20 protein-coding genes are annotated in these 16,166 nt (G+C 63.9%); 9 read left to right on the top strand and 11 right to left on the bottom strand.

The window, feature by feature from the left end:
- Positions 1 to 142 precede the first annotated feature (142 nt).
- Positions 143 to 1,318, bottom strand: coding sequence for a porin (locus K7G19_RS23165; RefSeq protein WP_226109378.1), 1,176 nt, complete (start codon positions 1,316 to 1,318; stop codon positions 143 to 145).
- Between K7G19_RS23165 and K7G19_RS23160 the strand changes: the two genes are divergently transcribed.
- From K7G19_RS23160 to K7G19_RS23150, 3 genes are all read left to right on the top strand, one after another.
- Positions 1,317 to 1,535: a hypothetical protein gene (locus K7G19_RS23160; protein ID WP_226109377.1), complete on the top strand. Its 219-nt coding sequence runs from the start codon at positions 1,317 to 1,319 to the stop codon at positions 1,533 to 1,535. The genes K7G19_RS23165 and K7G19_RS23160 overlap by 2 nt on opposite strands.
- Before the next feature lie 189 nt (positions 1,536 to 1,724).
- Entirely contained in the window at positions 1,725 to 2,162 is a 438-nt protein-coding gene (locus K7G19_RS23155; RefSeq protein ID WP_226109376.1) for an NUDIX domain-containing protein, read from the top strand.
- 71 nt (positions 2,163 to 2,233) lie between these two features.
- Positions 2,234 to 2,386, top strand: coding sequence for a hypothetical protein (locus K7G19_RS23150; RefSeq protein WP_190286434.1), 153 nt, complete (start codon positions 2,234 to 2,236; stop codon positions 2,384 to 2,386).
- Positions 2,387 to 2,414: 28 nt separating this feature from the next.
- On the opposite strand, the gene K7G19_RS23145 is transcribed toward K7G19_RS23150, so the two are convergent.
- Both K7G19_RS23145 and K7G19_RS23140 read right to left on the bottom strand, forming a co-directional pair.
- The gene (locus tag K7G19_RS23145) at positions 2,415 to 3,131 is read right to left on the bottom strand and encodes a glutamine amidotransferase (protein ID WP_226109375.1); all 717 of its coding nucleotides are present in this window, start codon (positions 3,129 to 3,131) and stop codon (positions 2,415 to 2,417) included.
- Positions 3,132 to 3,236: 105 nt separating this feature from the next.
- Complete coding sequence (locus K7G19_RS23140; protein ID WP_226109421.1) at positions 3,237 to 3,782, bottom strand: carboxymuconolactone decarboxylase family protein; 546 nt, start codon at positions 3,780 to 3,782, stop codon at positions 3,237 to 3,239.
- 145 nt (positions 3,783 to 3,927) lie between these two features.
- Here K7G19_RS23140 and K7G19_RS23135 point away from each other — a divergent pair, with 145 nt between their 5' ends.
- A complete protein-coding gene (locus K7G19_RS23135; protein WP_226109420.1) occupies positions 3,928 to 4,770 on the top strand; it encodes an AraC family transcriptional regulator in 843 nt (280 codons plus the stop codon).
- A gap of 95 nt (positions 4,771 to 4,865) precedes the next feature.
- Here the strand turns inward: K7G19_RS23135 and K7G19_RS23130 are convergent, their stop codons facing one another.
- The 8 genes from K7G19_RS23130 to K7G19_RS23095 all read right to left on the bottom strand — a co-directional run bounded on the left by K7G19_RS23130 (position 4,866) and on the right by K7G19_RS23095 (position 12,391).
- Complete coding sequence (locus K7G19_RS23130; RefSeq protein ID WP_149319468.1) at positions 4,866 to 6,203, bottom strand: MFS transporter; 1,338 nt, start codon at positions 6,201 to 6,203, stop codon at positions 4,866 to 4,868.
- 212 nt (positions 6,204 to 6,415) lie between these two features.
- A complete protein-coding gene (locus K7G19_RS23125; protein WP_226109374.1) occupies positions 6,416 to 7,738 on the bottom strand; it encodes an amidase in 1,323 nt (440 codons plus the stop codon).
- Entirely contained in the window at positions 7,735 to 8,412 is a 678-nt protein-coding gene (locus K7G19_RS23120) for a DUF2848 domain-containing protein (RefSeq protein WP_226109373.1), read from the bottom strand. The genes K7G19_RS23125 and K7G19_RS23120 overlap by 4 nt, the downstream gene beginning before the upstream one ends.
- Before the next feature lie 32 nt (positions 8,413 to 8,444).
- A complete protein-coding gene (locus K7G19_RS23115; protein WP_370639592.1) occupies positions 8,445 to 9,128 on the bottom strand; it encodes a GntR family transcriptional regulator in 684 nt (227 codons plus the stop codon).
- Between the two features lie 109 nt (positions 9,129 to 9,237).
- Complete coding sequence (locus K7G19_RS23110) at positions 9,238 to 9,585, bottom strand: non-heme iron oxygenase ferredoxin subunit (protein WP_149319472.1); 348 nt, start codon at positions 9,583 to 9,585, stop codon at positions 9,238 to 9,240.
- 14 nt (positions 9,586 to 9,599) lie between these two features.
- Entirely contained in the window at positions 9,600 to 10,070 is a 471-nt protein-coding gene (locus K7G19_RS23105) for an aromatic-ring-hydroxylating dioxygenase subunit beta (RefSeq protein WP_226109371.1), read from the bottom strand.
- A gap of 2 nt (positions 10,071 to 10,072) precedes the next feature.
- Entirely contained in the window at positions 10,073 to 11,326 is a 1,254-nt protein-coding gene (locus tag K7G19_RS23100) for an aromatic ring-hydroxylating dioxygenase subunit alpha (RefSeq protein WP_226109369.1), read from the bottom strand.
- A gap of 66 nt (positions 11,327 to 11,392) precedes the next feature.
- Positions 11,393 to 12,391, bottom strand: a complete 999-nt coding sequence (locus tag K7G19_RS23095; protein ID WP_226109368.1) for a 2Fe-2S iron-sulfur cluster-binding protein — start codon at positions 12,389 to 12,391, stop codon at positions 11,393 to 11,395.
- A 147-nt stretch (positions 12,392 to 12,538) separates the two neighbouring features.
- On the opposite strand from K7G19_RS23095, the gene K7G19_RS23090 reads away from it, so the two are divergent.
- The 5 genes from K7G19_RS23090 to K7G19_RS23070 all read left to right on the top strand — a co-directional run bounded on the left by K7G19_RS23090 (position 12,539) and on the right by K7G19_RS23070 (position 16,166).
- Positions 12,539 to 13,444: a LysR family transcriptional regulator gene (locus tag K7G19_RS23090; RefSeq protein ID WP_226109367.1), complete on the top strand. Its 906-nt coding sequence runs from the start codon at positions 12,539 to 12,541 to the stop codon at positions 13,442 to 13,444.
- A gap of 308 nt (positions 13,445 to 13,752) precedes the next feature.
- Complete coding sequence (locus K7G19_RS23085; protein ID WP_226109366.1) at positions 13,753 to 13,974, top strand: hypothetical protein; 222 nt, start codon at positions 13,753 to 13,755, stop codon at positions 13,972 to 13,974.
- 489 nt (positions 13,975 to 14,463) lie between these two features.
- The gene (locus K7G19_RS23080) at positions 14,464 to 14,727 is read left to right on the top strand and encodes a hypothetical protein (RefSeq protein WP_226109365.1); all 264 of its coding nucleotides are present in this window, start codon (positions 14,464 to 14,466) and stop codon (positions 14,725 to 14,727) included.
- Positions 14,728 to 14,806: 79 nt separating this feature from the next.
- A complete protein-coding gene (locus K7G19_RS23075; protein ID WP_226109364.1) occupies positions 14,807 to 15,355 on the top strand; it encodes an AAA family ATPase in 549 nt (182 codons plus the stop codon).
- Positions 15,356 to 15,488: 133 nt separating this feature from the next.
- Positions 15,489 to 16,166, top strand: a complete 678-nt coding sequence (locus K7G19_RS23070; RefSeq protein ID WP_226109416.1) for an alpha/beta hydrolase — start codon at positions 15,489 to 15,491, stop codon at positions 16,164 to 16,166.

The following is a 16,166-nucleotide window of genomic DNA, read 5'->3' as shown; positions in this document are numbered from 1 at the left end:
CCGAAATCGGGACCGACAGTCCGATAACGCGCGCGTCGCGTCGAACGTTGACGGCTTCCGCATGGCGGCGGCCCGCGGAACGCATCCGGGGCGGGTCTTGGCCCGCCCTCACCTCGGCGGCATTGGGGCCGCACGCCTGCGATCAGAACAACAGGATGCCCCCCAACGCGCCGCCCCGCTGTCTTGCCGACAGCCCGTCGAACGACTTCGATCGCGTCTCGCCGACCTCAGCGACCAGCGTGATGCTCTTGGTCAGGCTGTAGTACAGGCCCGCGGTGAGATTGGCGTTGGACTTGAGGCCGGTCCCGGGGTTGTCGCTGTTGCGGCTCTGGCCATAGCCAAGGCCCAGCTTGATCCGGTCCGTTGCCTTGTAGGTCCCTTGCACAAGGTAGGCCGAACTCCGCACGTCGCCCTGGTCGGCGTCCGAAAGGATGCCCAGGCCCTTGCCGGTCTGGAAGTTTGCCAGCAGACCAAAACGCCCCGCGTTCACGGAGCCGCCGACTTCCACTGCAGTCATGTTCAGCGATCTTCCGGCAGCATCTTCGAGCCGCTGGGACTTGCCGCCGAGCCACAGCTTGTACTGGTCGGCGCCGAAATTGACGCGGCCCTGGAACTGCGGCGTGTTCTTTGCCGTGTAGTCGGGTACGCCAATCACGGGCTGCTGGTCGACCGGGCTCATCACCGCCACGTCGAAGGACAAGCCGCTGAAGGACGGCGTGGTGTAGACGAACTGGCCATAGGTGCCGACATAGGCGTAGCCCGCGCCGATATGACCCAGCGATACGCGACCGCGCTGCGTGGCACGCGTCGCGGCACCGACGCCGAGCAACGTCATGTCGTTGATGATCGCGTTGTAGCCGTACAGCCCATAGTCGCGACCGAGCTTGACCGTGCCCATGCTGCCATTGCCGAACGTCAGGTAGGCCTGGCGCACGTCCACCACGTTGTTCTGCGAGATGGCATCTCCGGTGGCAGCCGCGGCGCCGATACCGATCAGCGCGGCCACATCGTATTCGTCCTGGCGCGACTTCGCGCCAACGGACAGATAGCTCGGCAGCAGGCCATTGCCGATGACCGTGCTGTTGTCCTTGCCGCCGCAAGCGAGCGCGCGGCTGCCAAGCGCGAGGCCGCCGATGTTGTCGCCCGAGCACGAGTTTGTCGTATAAAAGGCATTGATGTTGCCGCCTACCGTCAGCGTCCAGTCGCCGGCCTGGAACTCCGCCGCGCCCGCATGGCTGGCGCAGGCCAGCGCACCGATGACGCAGGCAAGACGAATGGACAGCTGGCGCGGTTTCCGCACCGGGTGTTGGTGATGCATGGATGTCTCCTCTTGTGTTGTTGATCTGATGCGGCCGGTTCGCCGGCCGGGCGCATTGCGCAAGCGGCGTGCCGGAGCAGTGGAAGAAGAGGAGCAGATGGAAGGGTTGTGGCGCGGTGAGGCAGCGATGTGCACGCTTGAAGCAGCCGTGCCGATCGATGCGGAAAAACGAAACAGTACACTCGCCATGGGCGTGGCGAGGCGCCGCGTTCAATGACCGGCCGATGCGCCGTCCGAGAACAGTTGTTGCGGAATCGGTCAGCGACGCGCCGGCACGCCGGACAGGCGGTTCGCAACGTGCCGTGTGTCATTTCCGCTCACTGTGCTGCGCGACGAAACAAGCCGGAACAAGGATGCGATTCCGGCCGATCAGGTACAGTCAGCGGATCGAAAAGCGGAGGGAGACATGATCGTCGCTAACCGTTCGGCGGGACTGGTGGTGGTGCGCCGGATAGAAGACGAATGGCGTTGCCTGGTCCTGCGCGCGTACCGCAATTGGGACCTTCCGAAGGGAAGGCCGGAGCCTGGTGAGGCGCTGTTGGAGACGGCGCTGCGCGAGACCGCCGAGGAAACGGGTTTGTCGGCGCTGGCGATGCCTTGGGGCGATGACTATCGTGAGACCGAGCCCTACGCCAAAGGCAAGGTCGCGCGCTTCTACATTGCCTTGTCCTGCGAAGGGCAGGTCAGCCTTCCGCTCAGCGCGGAGCTCGGACGGCCGGAACATCACGAATTTCGCTGGGTGTCGTTCGCCGCGGCGCTCGAACTGCTGCCGCCGCGCTTCGGACCGATTCTGCAATGGGCGCAGACGGTGGTGGAAGCCAGCACTAAACAATATACGCAGTAAGGGATGGCAGCCGGGAAACTCACGCGGGCCAATATCGTCCAACCCGGATTCCGACCGAATTGAGAACCGTCATGCAGAAAATCTTCCTCAGTGCCGCCAGCCTTGTCTTGCTGCTGGGCGTTGTGTCCGGCTGCAGTAGTACCGGTGCCCCGGGCGACCGGCAATCCGGCATCACCATGTACGGCACCGTCGACGCCGGCGTCAGCGTCACGCGGGACAGGTAGGGCGGGACCAGCCCGTCCCGATTCGTGTTCATCCGACTGTCTGTCCGAACCGCAGTGCGTCGAGCCATTCGCCGATGACGGCACGCGCGGCGCGCTCGAGTACCGAACCATGCCGCGCCGCATCCGCGCGGATCGCCGCGATGTCCAGTCGATGCGCCGCCAGTTCATGCGCATGGCCGATCAACCAGGGCTCGATCTGCCGGTGATCGGCCTCGAGATGAAATTGCAGGCCGAGAATATGCGGCCCTAGCGCAAATGCCTGATTGGGGAATCCCGCGGTTTCAGCCAAACGCGATGCCCTCTCCGGAATCGCGAACTGGTCGCCATGCCAATGCAGTACTGGAATTTCGCCGACATGCCGCAATGGCGAGGCTCGGCCTTCCCCGGTCAGAGTCAGTGCCCCGTAGCCGATTTCCACCTTGCCTGTCGGCGTCACCGTTGCCCCCAACGCTGCCGCCATCAGTTGCGCGCCGAGGCAGATGCCCAGGGTCGGCTTGTCCAGCCTGAGCCGCGCCGCGATGGCGTCCTTCTCCGCGGCGAGAAAGGGGTAGCGATCGGTCTCGTACACACCGATCGGGCCACCCAGCACCACCAACAGATCCGCCGCCGTCACTGTCGCGCTGTCGATCGCGTCGACACCGGCCTCCAGATAGCGGACCGTATAGCCGCGCTCGATCAATAGCGGTTCAATGATGCCGAGGTCTTCAAAGGCAACATGACGGATCGCCAATGCGGTGCGATGCATGCGGTTCTGCTCCATTCAATCAAGCGATTTGCGATATTGGCTGGCAATTCGATCGGCGGGGCGGGGGCGGATGCTCCGGCCGCCCCGACGCCATGGCGAGCCCGCTTACGCCGCGGCGCGCAGCTTCACCGCCGGAAAGTCCACCGGCACGGCGAATGCCACATTGACGTAATTGGTGAACAGGTTCAGCGCCACGTGCGCGAGGATCTCGACGATTTCCTCGTCGCTGAAGCCTGCCTCACGAACGGCCCGCACATCGGCATCGTTGACCTGCCCGCGCGCCTCGACGACTCTCAACGCGAAGCGCAGGGCCGCGGCGGTCTTGGGATCGGTGGATTCGCCACCCTGCGCGGCGGACATGTCCTCGGCGCTGGCGCCCGCCTTGCGGCCCAGCGCCGTGTGGGCCGCGAGGCAGTATTCGCACGCATTGCGGTTCGCTATCGCCACGGCGATCTGCTCGCCAAGCCGAGCCGGAATGACGCCGCTGCCGAGCGCGCCGAAGCTGCCCCACATGCTCCGCAGCGCGGCAGGAGAGTTGGCCACGGCCTTGAACATGTTCGGCGTGGCGCCGAACGCGCCATGGATCTGCGCCAGCAGCGCCTGGCGCTCGGCGGTGGTGTGATTGGGATCGATCAGCGGGACGCGAGACATGTGGTCACTCCTTGAGGTGGAAGGCTGCCGTCCGAATGGAGCGGTCGGAATCAATGGTAGGTAGAATGGCTGGACGCAAAGTGCAATAACGTCCATGAAACTTGTCCTTCCATCCGAAACGCTCGCGCAGTCCACGGCCGATCCGGTGGATCGGCTGACCGCATTGCTGGACCGGTTCCGTGTCCGCACCAGGCTGTTCCATACCGGCAAGCTGTGCGGACGATCGACCTTCGAGCCGCTGCCGGGTCGCGCCTTCCTGCACGTCCTTCGCCGTGGCGAGATGGAGGTACGGCACCGGCCCGGCGACACAGATGTGCCGCGTTTCCACCTTGCCGAGCCGACGCTGCTGCTCTATCCCCGGCCCGTGCACCATCAGTTCGTCAATCCGCCCGAGGACGGCTCGGATTTCACTTGTGCGACGCTGGATTTCGACGGCGGCGAACGCAACCCGATCGTGCAATCGCTACCGTCGCTGGTGCGGGTGCCGCTGGATGCGGTGGAAGGGCTGCGGCCTGCGCTGGACCTGCTGTTCGCCGAGGCGGATCACGTCCGCTGCGGCTCGCGCGTGCTGGCCGACCGATTGTTCGAGGTCGTGCTGATCCAGCTGCTGCGCTGGATCATCGACCATCCCGCGGAGGTCGGTGTGACGAGCGGATTGATCATGGGGCTGTCCGACCCGCGCCTGGCGAAGGCGCTCGTCGCGCTGCATCGTTCGCCGTATGAGGACTGGTCGCTGGCACGGATGGCCTCGACCGCGGGCATGTCCCGCAGCGCGTTTGCCGCGGCGTTCAAGGACGCGACCGGTACGACGCCAGCGGCGTATCTGACGGACTGGCGGCTCAGCCTCGGCGCATCGATGATGCGCTCCGGGCGACCGGTGAACCTGATCGCCACGGAGCTCGGGTTTGCCAGCGCGTCGTCTTTCTCGAAGGCATTCCGGCAGCGGATGGGGATGTCGCCGCGAAAGTGGCTGGCGGAGTCCCTGTAGCGAGCGCCGCCGTCAATCGGGCGACGAGGCGGGCTTTCGCGTTCCGCCCACGCGTTGCCTTGCGAGTTTCTCTGCAGGCGAGCGCAATACCTGGGTCAGCGAACCACCGCGGCGCGGCCGCGTATGGCCGCCAGCACCAGCACGGTCGCGCACGCCTCCAGGAACGCCACGAAGTACAGGCCCGACGACAGCTGGCCGGTATTGGTCTTGAACCAGCCGATCATGTACGGCGCCACGAATCCAGCAAGGTTGCCGATCGAGTTGATCAGCGCGATGCCGCCGGCGGCAGCGGTGCCGGCGAGAAAGGCCGACGGCAGCGACCAGAACACCGGGAACGCGGCCAGGATGCCGATCGACGCCAGCGTCAGCGCCACCAGGGCCAGCATCGCACTGTGCAGCCATAGACCGGTCAGCGTCAGGCCAACGGCCGCCAGCAACGTCGCCATCGCGCAGTGCATCCGGCGTTCGCCGCTGCGGTCCGAGTGAATGCCGTTGAGGACCATGGCGATGGTGCCGGCGATGAACGGGATGGCCGATACCAGGCCGATTTGAAGATTGCCCTGCACCCCCAGTTCCTTGATGATCGACGGCGACCAGAACGCGATGGTGGCATTGCCGCTGACGACGCAGAAGTAGATCGCGGCGCAGATCCACACGCGGGAATTGGCGAACGCGGCTTTCAGCGTCGAGTGCTTGGCCGGATCGCGATTCTCGGCCTCGATGGTGCGCGTGACCAGTTGCTTCTCGGCGTCGGACAGCCAGCGCGCGTTTGCCGGCTTTTCCGGCAGGTACATCATCACGGCGATGCCGGCGAGCACCGACGGAATGCCTTCGAGCACAAACAGCCATTGCCAGTTGGCAAGCCCGTCGACGCCATCCATCGTCGTCATGATGAAGCCGGCCAGCGGGCCGCCGATCACGCCGGCGATGGCGAACGACGTCATGAACAGGCCGTTGATGCGCGCGCGCCGTGCCGCCGGGAACCAGTACGTCAGATACAGCACGACGCCGGGGAAGAAGCCCGCCTCGAACACGCCCAGCAGGAAGCGCAGCGCGTAGAACTGCATCGGCGTCTTGACGAAGATCATCGCCATCGACGCGAGTCCCCACAGGATCGTGATGCGAGCCAGCGTCTTGCGCGCGCCGATCTTCTCGAGCAGCAGGTTGCTCGGCACCTCGAACAGGAAATAACCGAGGAAGAAGATGCCGGCGCCGAAGCCGTACACCGCTTCGCTGAATTGCAGATCCTGCAGCATCTGCAGCTTGGCGAAGCCCACGTTGACGCGGTCGATCCAGGCGAGGATGAAGAGAAAGACCAGAAAGGGAATCAGGCGGATGGCGATCTTGCGATATGCCACTTCGCATTGCCGCGCCACCTCGGTGGGCTGCAAGTTCTCTAAGGCGCCCGCGGCGCCGCTCATCACGGAAGACATCGGTGTTGCTCCTTGGGTGTGGTGGGCGGGGCTGCGCTGCATTGGCGCAGCCCTCGGAGGGTCGCTGTGCTGGGGGGCACCGCAGTGGCGGCGCGGTCTTCTCTCTGCCGCGGCGTGCCGCGTGCGGCTGCTGGATCGCCGCGATGGGGCGCGACTGCGCGCCTGCCGCGCCTACCGCGGTTGACTGCGCGCCGACCGCACGCAGGGCCGCATCAGCGCAGCAGCGGCTCGATCGATCCGGCGACCTGCAGCACGCGGGCGTCCTGGCCATGCAGGCCGCAAACGCCGAGACCGATGCCGGGTGCGACCGGCAATGACACCGCGCAGCCGTCCAGGAAATTGATCACGCTCGGGTTGCGCAGCACCAGTCCGTTGGTCGCGAAGAAGTCCTCGTCACGGTCCAACGCATCGAGCCGCGGCGGGCGCATCGCGACGGTGGGCATCAGCCACGCATCGGCATCGCGCAGCCGCTCGGCGGCTTGGCGCTGCATCGCGCGACGCTCGGCGAGCAGCGTGATGTAATCTGCCGCGCTCAGTTGCTCGCCGCGCCGGATGCGCTGCGCAACCCGCTGGTCGTAGCGATCGCCATCGCGCGACAGCCACTCGCGATGCAGCGCCCACGCCTCGGCCGCCGTCAGGCCGCCGGCCGCGTTGATCTCGGGCAGGCGACGCAGCTCGGGGAAGTCGAACGGCACGATGCGCGCGCCTTGCGCCGACAGCCGCGACAGCATGTCCTCGAATGCCTGGGCGACCTCGGCCTCCAGGCCATCGCAAACGAAATCGCGGGTCACGTAGAGGCGCAGCCCTGCCAGCGAAGCCGGACGCGCGTCCAGTGCTTCGCCGCTCAGCACGGCATCGATGGCCGCGCAGCACGCAACCGATCGGGCCAACGGGCCGGCAGAATCCAGCGACGTCGACAGCGGGACGGCGCCATCGAGCGGCACGCGGCGCGCGGTCGGCTTGAAACCGGTCAGGCCACAAAACGCCGACGGAATGCGGATCGAGCCCCCGGTATCGGTGCCTAGCGCGGCCACCGCCATGCCGCCTGCGACGCTGACCGCGCCGCCAGAGGTGGACCCTCCGGCGATCCGCTCGGTGTCGAGCGGCGTGCGCGGCGTGCCGTAGTGGGGGTTCAGGCCCAGTCCCGAGAACGCGAACTCGCTCATATTGGTGCGACCGATCAGCACCGCACCGGCAGCACGCAGGCGCGCCACGGCGGGCGAGTCCGCGGTCGCCGGTGCATTGCCGTCGAGCACGCGCGAGCCGGCGCGGGTCACTTGTCCGCGCACATCGAACAGGTCCTTGATGGACACCGGCAGGCCGGCGAGAGGGGAGGCCACCAGGCCGGCGGCGCGTGCCTGGTCGGCGGCGCGCGCAGCGGCGAGCGCGCCGGCCTCGTCCACTTCGATAAAGGCAACACCGCCGGCACGGCGATGGCTGTCGATGCGCGCCAGCGCCTGCTCGGTCAGCGCGACGCTGGTGGTCTGTCCGGCGGACAGCCTGTCCGCCAGCGCCGCAATGGTCGACTCGTTCATTCGGCCACCGCCAGGCTTTCGACGCGATACGCGTGGCGCAGCGTGCGGTTGCGCACCGGGTCATGCAGTTCGACCTCGAAGGCCTCGCCATGGCCCAGCTCGCCGATCACCGCCTGGGTTCCGCAGAACATCGCCGTGCCAGCCGGCAGCGACGACTCGCCGGTCAGGCGCTGGATCAGCTCGCGCGGGTCGAGCAGGCGCGTGACCTTGCCTTCCTGGTACAGCGCGCGCTGGCCGTCGCGCACGCGCCAGCAGCGCATCTCGAGGCTGTCCCAGTGGTCGGCCACTTCCTCGAAGCGCCAGACCTGCTTGCCGACCGGCTTGTCGCACATCTGCTTGGACACCGTCACGTCATAGGCCTCGACCTTGCGGTCGGTGTGGTCCGAGCCGACGCCGACGTACAGTCCATCGCCCGCCTGCAGCAGCACCACTTCGATTTCGCCGGAGGAGTCGTCGCGCGGCACCTCGATGACATCGGCCGTGGTCAGCAGCGACGCCGCCAGCGGATAGAAGGTCGGCACGCTGGCGGGCGGCTTCACGCCGATGGCCTGCAGCTCTTCGATATGGTGCTGGACGGCCTCGAGATCGCGCCCGGTCCATCCGGCGATGATCAGACGTTGAATGTCGAGGGCGAGTTCGCCCCCGCCGGCGACTTGGAAATGCAGTGTCGGCATTGCGTACTACCTTGATTGGGGAAAAGAGGGGGTTAGAGCGTCCGGATGATGTTCTTCCGGAATTCGTCGATATGCGTGCGGACCGCTTCCCGCACCGCCGGCACATCCCGGCGCTCCAGCGCGTCGACGATCTCCAGGTGCTCCTGGTAGACGTTCTCGAGATGCTGCGGGTCGGACAGCGACAGGAACCAGAAGCGCGCCTGCTTTTCGTGCAGGCCGCGCAGCAATTCGGCCAGTACCCGATTGCGGGAGGCGGCGGACATCGCCCTATGGAACTTCAGGTCCAGCGATGCCAGCGCGGGGATGTCACGACCGGCGATCAGCGGGGGCGAGCGATCGACGATGTCGCGCATTGCCTTGAAATCGCTGTCGTGGCCGCGCTCGCAGGCCAGCGTGGCGCACAGCACCTCGTTGGTGGCGCGAACCTCGATCATGTCCAGCACTTCGTTCAGCGACAGCGGGGTCACCAGCACGCCCTTGCGCGGCATGATCGACACCAGCCCTTCGACCTCCAGCCGATGCAGCGCCTGATGGACCGGCGTGCGGCCCAGCCCGAGCATGGCCGCCACCTGGGCCTCGTTCAATGGCTCGCCAGGCCGGAATTCGCATGAAATGATGCGCCGCTTGATTTCCGTATAGGCCAGTTCGCGCATGGCCGCCCCGGTCTGGGAGGCGGTCTGCTTGCCACTGTCGTCGTCGGTTCCTACCAGTCGAATGGATGTCGCCACGGTCCGGTTCTCGTTCTCTCTGAAGTTGGAGTGATACTAGTGTGATATTTCACAGAGAACAAGAGCCGGATTTATCAGGGTTTACGCGGAGTTGCCTTCAGGCGGGCGGTTCTCCCCGCGCGGCGTTATGGGCGCCGAGGTCGATAAAGACCTTCCCGCCCTGGACCCGCACCGGATAGCTGCGAACGCCCTCCGTCACCGGCGCGCACACGGCCGCACCGGTCCGGACGTCGAACTTGCCCTGATGCAACGGGCATTCGATCTCGTGTCCGTCGAGGAACCCGTCGCACAGCCTCGCGTGGCCATGCGTGCAGAGGTTGTCGGTGGCATAGATCTCGCCATCGACGCCGTACAGCGCGATCTCGCGTCCGCCCACATCCACGGCGATCACATCGTCCTGCGGCACACTCGCAAGCGGAGCGGCCTCGGTCCAGCCTTCGGTCATCGTTGTCTCCAGCATCAGATCGGATAGATCAGCGAGTTGGGGATCATCTCGCTGTCGAATATGCAAAGCCGCGAGGCGAAACGCAGGCCATCGGGCGTGCGCACGACGGTGTCGAGATAGCGGCCGGCGTTCAGCACATCGGTCAGCTGATCGGGTTTGGTGCGCAGTACCGCGTAATTGGCCTCGGACACGATGCGCTCGCCGTCGGCGCTGCGCACCAGCGGCGCGCCGACGATGTGGCGCTGGTAGTAGGGATCGTGGAATAGCGTTTCGCGAATGCCGTAGATGCGATCGCGCAGCATGGCCTTGCTTTCGAACGACAGCGTCGCCAGCGGCAGGCCGCGTTCGTGGTTCTCTCGCGGCTGGACCTTGTAGATACAGTCGTCGGTGAAGAAATCGGGCCAGCGGTCCCAGTCGCCGTTGTCGACGACGCTGGCGTAATCGGCGTACAAGGTCAGCAACGCGTGGTAGTCGGCGAATTCCATCTTCAGACCTCCATTACCTTGCGCCAGTAGGCGTACATGCCGCGAATCAGCGTCTCGGTCACCATATGGTCCGTGTTCTCCGCGGTGCGTCCGCCCAGTTCGGCCAGCACGCGATGCCATGGCTTTTGCGCAAAGCCTTGCTGCGAGCATTCGATGGCCTCGCCGTCGTCGGCAGAGACGAAGCCGGCGGGGCCGAACAGATTGGCCTGGCGCAGGCGCCGGCGCGTCATGGTCTCGTCGTCGTCCTCGAAGCCGAAGTGTGTCCAGACGAAATCGAAGGTATCTGGACCGCGCGGCTGGATATGCCGCGTGGATACCGAATTGACCTGCTGCTGGAAGATCACGCTGGGAAAGATGGTCATCATCACCGCGGTGGGTTCGCCCCACCAGGGCTCGTGCACGATGTCGAGCAGCCGATCGTCCTGCAATGTCATCTGGTCCTTGAAGCTGGCGACGCCCGAAGTCACGTCGCTCTTTCCGCCCTGTCCGCGCGTCGAAACCATCGCGGCGTGACGCAAATGCGAGTCCATCACCAGGCGCGCCTTGTTGTCGGCGCGCCAGAGGCCGAAGGTCACGAACCACGTATGCAGCAGGCCGGGGTGGTAGGGGTCCTTGATGTTCTCCTGCATCAGCTTCCAGTTGCCCGGGATGCGCTGTTTGTTGTAGCCGAGCAGCTTCAGCTTGCGGCCGTTGAAGAGACGATCGAAGTAGCCGAGGATGTCCGGGCCGAGATAGGTCTCCAGCGGCTCGACCTCGTGATCGAACGACGCGAAGACGACGCCGCCGCGCGTAGCGACCTTCAGCCGGGTCAGGCCGTGTTCCTCCGGCCGGAAATCCGCGGGCATGCCGCCGTTGATCTTGCCGTCCTGCTTGACCCCGCGCCGAAACGGCACGCCCTGCAGATTGCCCTTCAGGTCGTAGTTCCACTGGTGATACGGACAGTGGAAGTCCTTGCGATTACCGCTGCGCTCGCGGCAGAACTTCATGCCGCGATGCGCGCAGACGTTTTCGACCACATTGATATCGCCGTCCGCATCGCGGATCACGATGACGGAGCGCTCACCAATCGCGGTGCGCTTGAAATCGCCGGGATTGGGAATCTCGGCCTCGAGGGCGACATAGTTCCAATGGCCGCGATAGAAGCAGCGCTCCAGTTCGCGCTGGTAGAGCTGCTGGTCGGTGTAGACGCGAAATGGGATGCGGCTGATGCCGTCGTCGGTCCATATCGGGTCGCTGCGTGGGGCGTTGCTGTCCATGCGATGTCTCCTGTTCTTGTTGGACGGTTGGCTGTCGTTGGTCAGTGCATTCGGGGCGCGGGTGGATCAATCGTTCGATGCGTAGAAGGCGTCCGCGTAGATATGGTCGCCGCGGATGCCGCGATCACGCAGCAGTACCGTCGCGGCCTCGACCATCGGCGGTGCGCCACATAGATAGGCACGCCATCCGTTCAAATCGGCGTAGTCGTGCGCGACCGCTTCCGTGACGAGCCCGGTGCGCAGATCGCGGTCGCTGCCCGTCTCAGTGGAAACCACGTCGATGCGCAGGCGCGGATGCCGTTGCGCCAGTTCGTTCAACCAGTCCAGCCCATACACGTCGCGCGGCGATCGAATGCCGAAGTACAGATGGATTGGATTCGAGAGCCCGGCGGCGATCGCGCCTCGCACGATGGCGAGCACCGGCGCCAGGCCCGTTCCTCCGGCAATGCAAAGAATGGGATCGCCATTGCGCGTGCGCAGATACGACGTCCCAAGCGGTCCGCTGACGCGAACGGTATCGCCGACCTTCAGCTGTTCACGGATATAGCCGGTGACGCGGCCTTGCGGAACCATCCGCACATGAAATTCCAGTTCCCCATCGCCCGGCAGCCGTGCCATGGAGTAGGGGCGAATATGGTCCGGCGTGAATTGCAGCATCGCGTATTGGCCCGGAGTAAATGACATCAGCTTGGCCGGCGCGATTCGAATCAGCTTGATGTCGTGCGTCAGGTCCGCCAGTGCGGTCACCGTGCCCTTCACGATGCGAGCGGGGTGGACGACCACCTCGTCGGGCTCGGGGATCTCGATGGTACAGGGACCCATCACCATCGATTGGCAGGCGAGCAGGGCACGTCCGCCCTGCTCATCGTCGTTGATGGGGGCGTGGGCGCTGTCATCGCCGGCTGGCCGCGCATCGCCCTCGACCAGACGACAGCGACAGGTGCCGCAGCGGCCCGCCATGCAGCTGTACGAGATCGGCACGCCATGCTGCTGCAACGCGCGCAGCAGATTCTCGCCCTGCGGCACGTCCAGACGCTGTCCATGGGGTAGGACGCGGACTTCCATGTCGTCTCCGGTTCGTCGTTGTTGTTGTGGTTGTAGTGGGGGTGGTCGTTATAGTCCGGACCCATCATCGGACATCGGCAGTGATAAACCAATAGAATCCCGCTTATATGACCCATTCACCAAAGTGATAACGAGAGAGGGGGAGACATGCGGCTGCAGGACGTCGATCTGAATCTGCTCGTCGTGTTCGAGCACCTGCTGCGGCTGCGTACTGTGTCCGGAACGGCTCGCGAACTTGGCCTGACGCAACCGGCAGTCAGCAACGCGCTGGCGCGATTGCGGCGACTCTTCGATGACCAGCTGTTCGTGCGCAGCGCCAAGGGGATGCTGCCGACGCCGGTGGCGGAGGACCTCGCGGAGCCGGTCGCCTATGCATTGGATGCGTTGCAGTCAGCCCTGAACCGCAAGGTCGAGTTCGACCCATTGCGCAGCGACCGCAGCTTCCAGCTGGCGATGACCGATATCGGCGAGGTGCACTTCATTCCCAGGCTGATGAGCGCGCTGCGCGAGAGGGCGCCGGGCGTGTCGATCGCCACCGTGCGCAATACCGCGATCGACCTCGCCGACGCGATGAGCGTGGGGCAGGTCGATCTGGCGGTGGGCCATCTGCCCGAACTGCCATCAGAGTTCTACCAGCGCCGGCTGTTTCGCCAGCGCTACGTCTGCATGTTTCGCGCGGGCCATGCGCTGGACAAGCGCACCGTGCGACTGCAGGACTTCGAGCGCGCGGACCACGTCGTGGTAACCGCGGCCGGCACCGGCCACGCCCGCGTCGACGAAATCCTCGCCAAGCTCGGGGTCCGCCGCAACATCCGCCTGCGCGTGCCGCATTTCGTCGCGCTGGCCGATATCGTCGCCACCACGGACCTGGTGGCGACCGTCACCGAGAAGTTCGCCGAGCGCAGCGCGGCGTATTTCGGCCTCAAATCGATCCGCCATCCGGTCGATCTGCCGGACATCCAGATCAATCTGTTCTGGCATGGGCGCTATCACCGGGATCCAGGAAATCAGTGGTTGAGGGATTTGATTTTTGAGTTGTTTGCGGAGGGGTGAGCGCGCCCCGCAAGGCAAGATCGGCGCCGCGGCTGGAGCATTTCGAGACCCGACTTCAGTAGGGCAAACTTCGTGACTTCGACACGTTAAGAAGTTGCGATAACGCGGAATGAATCTATTTCCGTAAACCTTCCTACTAATCGGGGGTACTGCGGTTCTCTAGCCTGCGCAACCATTCTGACTCGCCGCCGGCAATGCGATCTGATTAGTTGCCATGCGGCGCCCCGGCACGGTGGTGATGCCTACCGATGTTCGAGCATGTCCATGAGAACGCCGGGCGATAGGCACTTTAATGAGGCGTTAAGGAAGTGGCGAAGCTACTGAAGGATGGAAATCTCAGTGGTATAGCGATCGCGATGGCTCCTGTCGTGGGGGTTGCATTGGTATTTTCCGTGGTCTATTGGCTGGAGAGCTATCTGGGACGCTTGATAAGCTTCTCGATTGGATTGACCCTCGTCGCCGCAGCGGGATATGCCGGGCGAGCAAAAGCAATTGGATTGCGCTCCTTAAGAGGAACGGAATGGCATTAGATGAAAAGAACTTATGATGATAATAATTGAGATGGCTAAAACATCAGCGTCAGCCTGAGATTCTATGGTAGGAGAGGACATAATGCCGGTAAATAAAAAGGATCTGCAGCAGTTCGATCGGGCAAGGTGGACGTTGATTGTGGTTTCGGTATTTATATTTTGCTTATTTTTTGCCGGGTTTGCCGTCTTCGATTCCCCTATTTTTCACACCGTATTGGTTGTTGCTTATGTGCCTTGGGGAATATTCTTTGTCCGCAAAAACTACCGCTGCCCGAAGTGTCGTGCGATTCCCCGGTTACCACCTTTTATGGCCATAGATCTTGGCCCAAAGATATGTAGAAAATGTGGCCTGGATTTCGGTGGATGTGAGCCCGTGGAATCACGCGAATAGAGGGCGGCGCAATGGCGGTTTGGGTACGCAGCCCATCGCCATTTAGAGCGATAGTGAGCGGACGTTACGCCAATAAGAAGATTTGCGGAGCGAAATAGATGGATATCGGGATCGGTGTGGTCTTGATTTGTGTTGCTTCAATGTTTATAACTTGGCTTGTATTTGGTAAAAATTTAACAGATACAAGAACAACCAAATTCTTGTATTGGATTAAGTCGAGTGTATTTATGGGGGTGTTGGTTTTTGCGTGGATGGCCTATAAAGAGCCGGCGTTAGGATTTGTGCCAACCATTGCGATCGCAATGGCGCTGTCTGGGTTTGTTAATCTCGTTAGATCACAATGGGTTTTCCTGTTTCCGTAGAGTTTGCTTCCGCTCCGATCCCGGCCTGATTTCATTTTGACGACATGCAAATTAGGCCATTGGTTGCAATAGGGAAATCTTGAAGCCGGCCTTCTTCCCCAACATCCTGATCATCACCGGCCTGATGGCCGCCGGCAAATCGTCGGTGGCTCAGGCCATCGCGGAGCGGTTGCCAAAGTCCGTCCACCTGCGTGGCGACACGTTCCGCAAAATGATCGTGAACGGCAGAGCGGAGATCACAGCCGAACTGACGCACGAGGCCCTGCAACAACTCTCGCTGCGCTACCGCCTGGCGTGCGACGCGTGCGAAGCCTATGCCGATGCGGGCTTTACCGTGATCTATCAGGACGTGATACTCGGCGAGTATCTGAACGAGGTCCACACGAGGCTGTCCCGCTGGTCCCCCGGCGTACTGGTGCTCAACCCCACGTTGGACGTGGTCGCGCGGCGCGATGCCGAACGGCGCAAGACCGCCTATGCCGGTGATTGGACCCCTGCGTCGCTGGCTGCAGGGCTGGAGCACACGCCGCGAATCGGCTTGTGGCTCGATACATCGGCCATGACGGTGGAGGAAACCGCCGACTTCGTATTGCGCCACGCAGAGGCAACCAGGATCGCCGAACGCTAGAGTGCGAATGCGACCACCGTCGTCGCAATCAATCGGGCCGCATCCCAAGAAAGGCCGTCATTATCTAATTGCCTTACCATTCGATCATTGCAAAGCGGCCAACTCCGCCGCATCCAACGATCGAAGACAAGCCATGGCACTGACAATCACCCCCGGAACGACGACCCGCACGCTGATTCGTGGCGAGGCTGGCGATATCGAACTGCTGATCGACTCGCCGAAAGACGCGGTGCAGGGCATTGCCGTGGTCGGCCATCCGCATCCGATGCAGGGCGGCACTGCCGACCACAAGGTGCCGCACCAACTGGCCCGTGAATTGAGCGCGCACGGTTTTCTCGCCGTGCGGCCCAATTTTCGCGGCGTCGGTGCGACGCAGGGCGAGCACGATGCCGGTGTTGGCGAGACGAACGACATGCTGGCGGTAGTCGACCATCTGCGCGGGCAGTACCCGGGTCTGCCGCTGGCGCTGGCGGGCTTCTCGTTCGGCGCCTTCGTTGCGGCGCTGGCATCGGTCCAGCTTACGCAACGCGGCGTCGCGATCGATCATCTGATTCTGACCGGCATGCCGTCCGGCCCCGTTGCGAATCACCGCAGCTACGATACGCCGCCGGTCCCGGCGAATGCCCTGGTGATTCATGGGGAGAACGACGAGCGCGTCGCGCTGTCGGCCATCTTCGATTGGGCCCGCCCGCAGCAGTTGCCGGTCGTGGTGGTGCCCGGCGCGGACCATTTCTTCACCGGCAAGCTGCCGGTGCTGAGGCGCCAGGTCGCGAGATATCTGGAGCGTCCGCCCGCATCCACCGAGGCGTGA

Origin of the sequence: Cupriavidus sp. DB3, assembly GCF_020418465.1 — a bacterium.
GTDB lineage: Bacteria > Pseudomonadota > Gammaproteobacteria > Burkholderiales > Burkholderiaceae > Cupriavidus > Cupriavidus cauae.
Note: the sequence above shows the minus strand (reverse complement) of the source record. Positions and strands in the feature narration are given on the sequence as shown.

Bases quoted from the DNA above. Each gene is read 5' to 3' on its own strand.
- K7G19_RS23160 (WP_226109377.1), top strand. From the start codon at position 1,317: ATGGATGTCTCCTCTTGTGTTGTTGATCTGATGCGGCCGGTTCGCCGG.
- K7G19_RS23165 (WP_226109378.1), bottom strand. From the start codon at position 1,318: ATGCATCACCAACACCCGGTGCGGAAACCGCGCCAGCTGTCCATTCGT.
- K7G19_RS23155 (WP_226109376.1), top strand. From the start codon at position 1,725: ATGATCGTCGCTAACCGTTCGGCGGGACTGGTGGTGGTGCGCCGGATA.
- K7G19_RS23150 (WP_190286434.1), top strand. From the start codon at position 2,234: ATGCAGAAAATCTTCCTCAGTGCCGCCAGCCTTGTCTTGCTGCTGGGC.
- K7G19_RS23145 (WP_226109375.1), bottom strand. From the start codon at position 3,131: ATGCATCGCACCGCATTGGCGATCCGTCATGTTGCCTTTGAAGACCTC.
- K7G19_RS23140 (WP_226109421.1), bottom strand. From the start codon at position 3,782: ATGTCTCGCGTCCCGCTGATCGATCCCAATCACACCACCGCCGAGCGC.
- K7G19_RS23130 (WP_149319468.1), bottom strand. From the start codon at position 6,203: ATGTCTTCCGTGATGAGCGGCGCCGCGGGCGCCTTAGAGAACTTGCAG.
- K7G19_RS23125 (WP_226109374.1), bottom strand. From the start codon at position 7,738: ATGAACGAGTCGACCATTGCGGCGCTGGCGGACAGGCTGTCCGCCGGA.
- K7G19_RS23120 (WP_226109373.1), bottom strand. From the start codon at position 8,412: ATGCCGACACTGCATTTCCAAGTCGCCGGCGGGGGCGAACTCGCCCTC.
- K7G19_RS23110 (WP_149319472.1), bottom strand. From the start codon at position 9,585: ATGACCGAAGGCTGGACCGAGGCCGCTCCGCTTGCGAGTGTGCCGCAG.
- K7G19_RS23105 (WP_226109371.1), bottom strand. From the start codon at position 10,070: ATGGAATTCGCCGACTACCACGCGTTGCTGACCTTGTACGCCGATTAC.
- K7G19_RS23100 (WP_226109369.1), bottom strand. From the start codon at position 11,326: ATGGACAGCAACGCCCCACGCAGCGACCCGATATGGACCGACGACGGC.
- K7G19_RS23095 (WP_226109368.1), bottom strand. From the start codon at position 12,391: ATGGAAGTCCGCGTCCTACCCCATGGACAGCGTCTGGACGTGCCGCAG.
- K7G19_RS23090 (WP_226109367.1), top strand. From the start codon at position 12,539: ATGCGGCTGCAGGACGTCGATCTGAATCTGCTCGTCGTGTTCGAGCAC.
- K7G19_RS23080 (WP_226109365.1), top strand. From the start codon at position 14,464: ATGGATATCGGGATCGGTGTGGTCTTGATTTGTGTTGCTTCAATGTTT.
- K7G19_RS23070 (WP_226109416.1), top strand. From the start codon at position 15,489: ATGGCACTGACAATCACCCCCGGAACGACGACCCGCACGCTGATTCGT.